5 protein-coding genes are annotated in these 4,326 nt (G+C 72.7%); 3 read left to right on the forward strand and 2 right to left on the reverse strand.

Annotation, left to right across the window (positions count from 1 at the left end; translation table 11 throughout):
- The 3 genes from FQY64_RS14875 to FQY64_RS14525 form a co-directional block, all read left to right on the forward strand.
- A partial coding sequence (locus tag FQY64_RS14875; protein ID WP_222431800.1) for a hypothetical protein occupies positions 1-232 on the forward strand: 232 nt, incomplete at its 5' end.
- 10 nt (positions 233-242) lie between these two features.
- On the forward strand, positions 243-659 hold the full coding sequence (locus tag FQY64_RS14520; RefSeq protein WP_146475436.1) for a DUF3106 domain-containing protein: 417 nt from the start codon (positions 243-245) through the stop codon (positions 657-659).
- Between the two features lie 197 nt (positions 660-856).
- Positions 857-1,405, forward strand: a complete 549-nt coding sequence (locus FQY64_RS14525; protein ID WP_146475438.1) for a dihydrofolate reductase family protein — start codon at positions 857-859, stop codon at positions 1,403-1,405.
- 198 nt (positions 1,406-1,603) lie between these two features.
- On the opposite strand, the gene FQY64_RS14530 is transcribed toward FQY64_RS14525, so the two are convergent.
- A complete protein-coding gene (locus FQY64_RS14530) occupies positions 1,604-2,707 on the reverse strand; it encodes an NAD(P) transhydrogenase subunit alpha (protein WP_146475440.1) in 1,104 nt (367 codons plus the stop codon).
- Positions 2,708-2,768: 61 nt separating this feature from the next.
- A partial coding sequence (locus FQY64_RS14535; protein ID WP_146475442.1) for a DUF1631 family protein occupies positions 2,769-4,326 on the reverse strand: 1,558 nt, incomplete at its 5' end.

The raw sequence follows: 4,326 nt of genomic DNA on the forward strand, positions 1-4,326 counted from the left end.
CCCGGCACCGGGCCCCGCGGCGCCGGTCGCGCCGGCGCGCACGGACGCGGCCGCCCTCGCGCAGCGGGAGCGCGCGCCGACCGGCGCGTCCCCCGAGGCCGTCGGTCCGCCGTCCGTCGCCGACACCGTCCTTGCCGAATCCGACGCCGAGCCCGCCGACGGCGCGGTGATGCTCGACGAGAACCCCGACTTCTTCCTGTGGCTGGCCGACGCCGGCCCGAGCGAATCCTGAGGCACCCGTCATGCGCACGCTTCTCGCCACCCTCCTGCTGCTCACCGCCCTTCCGCTCGCGCACGCGCAGGACGCGCTGCCGGCCTGGGAGCGGCTCACGCCCGCGCAGCGCGAGGAACTGATCGCGCCGCTGCGCGAACGCTGGAACGCCGCCCCGCCCGCGCAGCGTCAGCGCATGCTCCAGCACGCCCGGCGCTGGGCGCAGATGACGCCCGAACAGCGCCAGCGCGCGCAGCACGGCATGCAGCGCTGGAAACGGATGTCGCCCGAGGAGCGCCAGGCCGCCCGCGCCGCGTTCGAACGCGCCCGCGCCCTGCCGCCCGAGCAGCGCAAAGCGCTGATGCAACGCCTGCGCCAGATGACGCCCGAGCAGCGGCAGCAGTGGCTGCGCGACAACGCCGCGCCCAAGGCCGCGCCGGCCCCATGAAGGCCGGCGGTGGCGGCAGGCCTCGGCCTTCCGACACCCGCTGACGACCTTCCCTGCCGCTGCACTCCCCGGCAAGGACGGCGTATCGGTTCCGGCGTCTAACGGCCCCCGCGTCCCGGCCTGTCGATCCGCCAAGGCCGCATTCGTCGTTACGAGGCCAGGCGATCGGCCGGCTCGAACTCAATAGGGAACGCGCGATGCGGAAGCTGATCTCTTACCTCTTCATTTCCGTGGATGGTGTCGTCGAAGCTCCAGACCGGTTTCTCCGGGACGACCTCTACCAGGACCTGGCGCCGCTCGACGATACGATCGGGGAGCAGGACGCTGTGCTCCTGGGGCGAAGAACCTATGAGGAATGGTCGGCGTTCTGGCCCCAATCCGACATCCAACCGTTCGCGACATTCATCAACACCGTCCCCAAGTACGTCGCCTCCAAAACCCTGAAAAGCCTTGCATGGCCCGGATCGGGCCTGCTTCCGGGCAAGCTGCGCGACGAGATCGCGGCGCTCAAGCGCCAAGACGGGAAAGCGATCGGGGTTCACGGGAGCATCAGTCTGGTGCAGGAATTGCTGGTCGCGGGATTGCTGGATGAGCTGAAGCTCGTCGTGTGTCCGGCAATCGCGGGTCAGGGCCGCCGCCTGCTGTCGCGGGAAGGGGAGCCCATCCAGCTCGATCTGCAAACGGTTCGAACGACGCCTGGCGGTCTGCAATACGTGGTCTTCCGACCGCGCTCGGCCCGGCCTTGACCGGATGACGGGTGCGGGCTGACGAACCCTCGAAAGCCGAACTCGCTGCGCCGCCGGCTTGATCCGGGGTGTTCGGGCAGGATCGGGCGAACGTGGCAGGGAAACGAGCACGGGTTTTTCCGCTCGTGCCGAGCCCCGCACGGGCGGGTGCCGCACCTGTACGCCCTTCGACAGGCTCAGGGCGAGCGCGGCCCTCGGTCACACGCCCGCACGTTCCGGGTAGACCGTTTTCGCCAGCAGCTCGTCGTCCCAGTCGAACGCGATCGCGCCGTCGCGCACGAACAGGCTGACGAAGTTGAGGACGTTGCGCGCGTACATCTCGCTGGCGTGCACCGCGCCGAGGCTGGCGAGGTTGAGCGGGCCGGCGACGGCGACGCCGTTGAAGTCGAGCGTTTCGCCCGGGCGCGTGAGTTCGCAGTTGCCGCCGGTTTCGGCGGCGAGATCGACGATCACGCTGCCCGGCTTCATCCCGGCGACCATCGCACCGGTGACGATGCGCGGCGCCGGTCGTCCCGGCACGGCGGCGGTGCAGATCAGCACGTCGATGCCTTTCAGATGCTCGGCCAGGCGCCGCTGCTGTTCGATGCGCTCCTCCTCGGTCAGCGGACGCGCGTAGCCGCCCTCGCCGACCGCGTGGATGCCCAGGTCCAGGAAACGACCGCCGAGCGACTCGATCTGCTCGCGCGTCTCCGGCCGCACGTCGAAACCCTCCACCTGCGCACCGAGCCGGCGCGCGGTCGCGATCGCCTGCAGCCCCGCCACGCCGGCGCCGATCACCAGCACCTTCGACGGCCGGATGGTGCCGGCGGCGGTGGTCAGCATCGGGAAGAAGCGCGGCGCCAGGTGCGCGGCGATCAGCGCCGCCTTGTAGCCGGCCATGCCGGCCTGCGAGCTGAGCACGTCCATCGCCTGCGCGCGCGTGGTGCGCGGCAGGCGCTCGAGCGGGAACGCGGTGATGCCGCGCTGCGCGATGGCCCGCTCGCGCGCGGGATCGGCATGCAGCGCGAGCAGGCCCACCAGCGTCGCGCCCTCGCGCAGGTGGGCGATCGCCTCGGCGGAGGGCGGCTGCACGCACAGCACCAGATCGGCGCCGTCCCACGCGGCGGCCGCGGTCTCGACCGTCTCCGCGCCGGCCTGCGCGTAGGCCTCGTCGTCGAAGCCGGCCGCAAGTCCCGCCGCGCGCTGCACGCGCAGGCGCGCGCCGCGGGCGATCAGCTTGCGGCAGGTTTCCGGCGTCACCGCCACGCGCCTTTCGCCGGGCGCGGTCTCGCGCGCGACGCCGATCGTGATCCCTGCGGTCATGCGGCCCCCGGATGAGTGCGTCCGGCCTGCATCGTAGCGAAACGGCCGGACGAGGGGGCGCTCAGGTGTCGTGGTTGCGCAGCGCCTCGCGCACGCGCTGCATCGCCTCGTCGAACGGACGGCTGTCGGCGGCGAGGACGAGGCGGTCTTCGGCGGCCAGCACCGCCAGTTCCTCGGCGGAGGCGATCATCACCCGCGCGCCGCGGCGGTCCACCAGCAGCAGACGGCCGGTGAGCGGGCTGAGCCAGGCCACCTTGGCGGCCACCAGATCGCCCTGCGCGTTGCGCAGGCGCACCCAGTCGCCGGGTTGCAGGCGGCGCATGCGCTCGGCCAGCGCGGGGTCGTGCGGCACGGTGTCCTTGCCGCCGGCCAGCCAGAGGCGGCGCTCGTCGCCCTCGTCGTCGCCGGCGTCCTCGCGCGGCGGCAAGGCATGCGTCTGCCGCGGCGTGTCGGGGAACGCCAGCGCGTGCACCAGCCGCGCCAGTTCGTGCTGGGCGCCGGTCTCGTCCACGCCGGAACTCTCCAGGCAGCGCTTCATCAGCGGCAGCAGTCCGATCAACTGGTCGGCCACGCGCGGATTGAGCTGGGAGGCGAACTCGTCGGCCATCGCCAGCCCGTCGCCCAGGCGCAGCGCCTCGGCCTGGCGGTCGGCGGACGATTCGCGCACCAGCACCTGCACGAGGTAGTGGCGCCACGGGCCGATCAGGAACTGCGCCACCGCGTCGGTCAGCGGCTGCGCGGCGAGGCGGGCGCGCACGATCTCGTCGGCCTGGTCGCGCGCGCGGTTCAGCCGTTCGCGGCCGAAGATCGCCTGCGCGGCGCGCTCTTCCTGCAGTTGCACGCGACGGCGCTGCTGGCGCAGCAGCGCTTCGAGCTCGGCATGCGCCGCCTCGAAGATGGCGATGTCCTGCCGGAACTCGCTGGCGACCTTCTGCGCGGCGTGGCTGGCGCGATCGAGCAGTTCGCGCTCCTGCGGGGTGGCCGCGGTGTTGCCCTCGCAGGCCTCGGTGATCGCATCGAGCAGCTTGCGCGCGGGATGCTCGCGGCTGACGAACATGCCCTCGTCGAGCAGCGCGACCTTCACGTACGGCAGCACCAGCCGCGCGTACAGCCGGCGCGCGCGATCGAGCAGCGCATGGCTGCGGAACAACTGCTCGAACAGCAGCGAGACCAGATCGACCGCGTCCTCTTCCTGCTCGCTCAGCGTCGCCTGGTCCGGATCGATGCCGAGCCGGCGCGCGCCGTCGACCAGATGCTCGCGGATCGCGTTGTTGAGACGACCGCTGCCGGCGAGCGCGCGGGCGAACGAATCGGGCGGCTCGGGCTGCAGCAGCGAGAGCACCGAGACCACTTCCTCGACCTTGAGTTCGCGGCGGCCGACGCGGCGTTCGGGGGCATGCTCGGGCCTGACGGCGTCGCCGCGCACCACGCCCTGCCGCCACTGGTGCAGCAGTTGGCGCAGCTCCTGCAGCGCGGGCGACAGCGACAGCGGGCGGCCGCCGATGGGCGTGGCGGTCGCGCCTTCGCCGTTGGCCTGCGCGCGCGCTTCGCCGCCGTCGGACGCGGCCGGCGCACCGGCCTGGGCCGCCCCGGGTCCGGGCGCACCGGGCGCGGCCGCG

It is taken from the genome of Vulcaniibacterium thermophilum (assembly GCF_007923255.1).
Taxonomy (GTDB): domain Bacteria; phylum Pseudomonadota; class Gammaproteobacteria; order Xanthomonadales; family Xanthomonadaceae; genus Lysobacter_F; species Lysobacter_F thermophilum.

Bases quoted from the DNA above. Each gene is read 5' to 3' on its own strand.
- FQY64_RS14525 (WP_146475438.1), top strand. From the start codon at position 857: ATGCGGAAGCTGATCTCTTACCTCTTCATTTCCGTGGATGGTGTCGTC.
- FQY64_RS14520 (WP_146475436.1), top strand. From the start codon at position 243: ATGCGCACGCTTCTCGCCACCCTCCTGCTGCTCACCGCCCTTCCGCTC.
- FQY64_RS14530 (WP_146475440.1), bottom strand. From the start codon at position 2,707: ATGACCGCAGGGATCACGATCGGCGTCGCGCGCGAGACCGCGCCCGGC.